General features: G+C 61.5%; 2 protein-coding genes. Both read left to right on the top strand.

Annotated features, from left to right (window positions below):
- Positions 1-162: 162 nt before the first annotated feature.
- On the top strand, positions 163-1,959 hold the full coding sequence (locus tag ACLP2E_RS19575) for a putative nucleotidyltransferase substrate binding domain-containing protein (protein ID WP_442466874.1): 1,797 nt from the start codon (positions 163-165) through the stop codon (positions 1,957-1,959).
- A 9-nt stretch (positions 1,960-1,968) separates the two neighbouring features.
- Positions 1,969-2,640, top strand: a complete 672-nt coding sequence (locus ACLP2E_RS19570) for a 3'-5' exonuclease (RefSeq protein ID WP_442463284.1) — start codon at positions 1,969-1,971, stop codon at positions 2,638-2,640.
- Positions 2,641-2,762 lie beyond the last annotated feature (122 nt).

Here is a 2,762-nt window from a genome sequence, read left to right as displayed (position 1 = left end):
CCCGCGCCCCACTAAAAAATTGGATGCGGGCGCGCCCGCGGCCGCGCCCTTTTCATGTCTTTTTTCCGCGCAAGTCGCCTCGCGCGTTTCCAAAGAATGTTTTCGGAGCCTCGCTGAATTGCCGGCGAAGAAATCGTCGAAGAATCCGACAAAGAATCCGTAATGAATCCCATTTTCGATGCGTCGGCTGCGCCTTTCGACCGGTTGAGCCTGGAGGAAGCCGAGCTGCTTCGGGCGGCTCTGGACGTCGCCTATTTTCGGCCGGACGAGACGATCATCGCCGAGGGCGCAGCCCCGGAAGGGCTCTACATCATCGTCAAGGGCTGCGTCGAAGAGCGCGCGCAGGGCGAGTTGGTCGGCCTGCTGGGGCCGAAGGACTTCTTCGACAGCCGCGCCCTGGTGCAGGGCGCCGGCGTCAGCGCCTTCATTACCCGCGAGGAAACCATCTGCGCGCTGGCGCCGCGCTCCGACATGCTGCGCCTGATCAACAGCAACCCGCGTTTCGGCGCCTTTTTCTACATCGACATTTCGCGCAAGCTCGACGCCATGGCGCAGCAGGACGAATCCGCGCAGATCGAAACCATGATGCGAGCCCGGGTGCGCGACCTGTTCCTCCTGCCTGCGGCGGTGATCGACTCGGTGCAGTCGATCGCCTCCGCGGGACGCATCATGCGCGACATCGATTGTAACGCGCTGCTGGTGAAAAACGGCGAGCGCATGGGCATCGTCACCGGCATGAACCTGTCCAAGGCCGTGGTGCTGAAAGGCATGACCATCGACGAACCGGTGGGCGCGATCGCGCAATACGACATGGTCACCGTCGCCCCGGACGATTTCGTTTCGCAGGCCTTGTTGATGATGACCAAGCACAACAAGCGCCGCCTGGTGGTGAAGGAGGGCGAGAATTTCGTCGGCATTCTGGAAGACATCAATCTGTTGAGCTTTTTCGCCGGCAATTCGCAACTGGTCGTCGGCCGCATCGACCGCGCCGCCACCTTGCAGGAACTGGGCGCGGCCGCCGCGCAGATTGCCGAACAGATCCGGCCGCTGCGCCGCCAGGGCGTCAAATTCGAGGTTGTTGCGGAGATCGTTTCCGATCTCAACCGCCGCCTGTTCGCCAAGCTTTTCGACCTGCTGTGTCCTCAGGAACTGCGCGATAAATGCTGCCTGATCGTGATGGGCAGCGAGGGGCGCGGCGAACAGACCATCCGCACCGATCAGGACAATGGACTCATCCTGTCCGAACCGGTGGACGCGACGGCGCTGCAGAAATTCCGCGACGAGTTTTCCGGCGCGCTGGCGGATTTCGGTTTTCCGCCCTGTCCAGGCCATGTGATGGTCAACAACCCGCTGTGGTCGCGCACGCTCGACGAATATGTCGCCGATTTTGGCGTATGGGTCATGGCGCCGGACGAACAGTCGGCGATGAATGTCGCGATCTTCTGCGACGCGGCGGCGGTGGCCGGCGACGAGAGCCTGCTGACGCGCGCCAAGAAAATTCTGTTCGAAAAACTCTCCCACGAGCGCGTCTTTCTCGGGCGTTTCGCCAAGGCGATCGAAGTGTTCGAACCGCCGATCGGCCTGTTCAACCGGCTAAAACTGGCGGAAGGCGACGGCGACGCGCTCGATCTCAAAAAGGGCGGCATTTTTCCTATCGTCCACGGCGTACGCTCGCTCGCCGTCGAGCAGGGGCTGGAGGAGACCAATACTTTCGCACGCCTGGCGAAGCTCGCCGAACTCGGCCTGCTCAAGGCGGAATTTTCGCGCGATCTGGCGCGAGCGCTGGATTATCTGCAGACCTTGCGGCTCGACGCCCAGCTTGACGCGGCGGCCAGCGGCAGCCTGCTGCGCCCAGGCGAACTGACCAGCATGGATCGCGAATTGTTGCGCGATTCCTTTCAGGTGGTGAAGCAATTGCGCGACCTGTTGCGCCACCACTTCAACCTGAACATGTTTTAGGTACGAGCCATGGCGTTGCGCTGGCTATTTCGCGCCATGGACAAGGCGACGCTCGGCGACAAGAGCTATCGCTTTCTGTTCGAGCCCGGACCGCCCGACGAGGTGGTGTCGATCGATTGCGAGACCACCGGTCTCGACCGCAAGCGCGACGAGATCATTTCCATCGCCGCTATCAAGATCCGCGGCAACCGCATCCTCGCCAGCGAGGCGTTCAACGCCGTGGTGCGCCCGCGCTGCGCCATCAGCGCCGAGGCGATCAAGATACATGGCCTGCGCGAGGCCGACGTGGCCAACGCCTGCCCGATCCGCGAGATCCTTCCAGATTTGCTGCACTTCATCGGCGGGCGGCCGCTGGTCGGCTATTACATCGATTTCGACATCGCCATGCTCGAAAATCATGTGCTGGAATTCATCGGGATCCAATTGCCAAATCCGCGCATCGAAGTCTCGGGGATTTATTACGAGCGCAAATATGGCGACGCGCCGCCGGGAACGCAGGTCGATCTGACCTTCGCCCATATCTTGCAAGACTTGAAACTGCCGCTGTTCAACCAGCACGACGCCTTCGCCGACGCGCTGATGACGGCAATGATCTATCTCGGCCTGAAGGATTTCACCGAGCGCGGGATTCGCATTCCGCGGCCGCGGCACAAGGGCGTCGGCGAGTTTCATGGCGGCTAGAGCATTCCCCGGCTAACATGACGCGTATCCGTCGTGGGAGAGATAGTTTGCGCATTCTTGCGGCGTGAACTCGTCAAGGATGACGCCGATCCGGTCCCAAAGTTTAGCGACCGTTCGCTCCT

Origin of the sequence: Rhodoblastus sp., assembly GCF_052145335.1 — a bacterium.
Classification (GTDB): domain Bacteria; phylum Pseudomonadota; class Alphaproteobacteria; order Rhizobiales; family Beijerinckiaceae; genus Rhodoblastus.
Note: the sequence above shows the minus strand (reverse complement) of the source record. Positions and strands in the feature narration are given on the sequence as shown.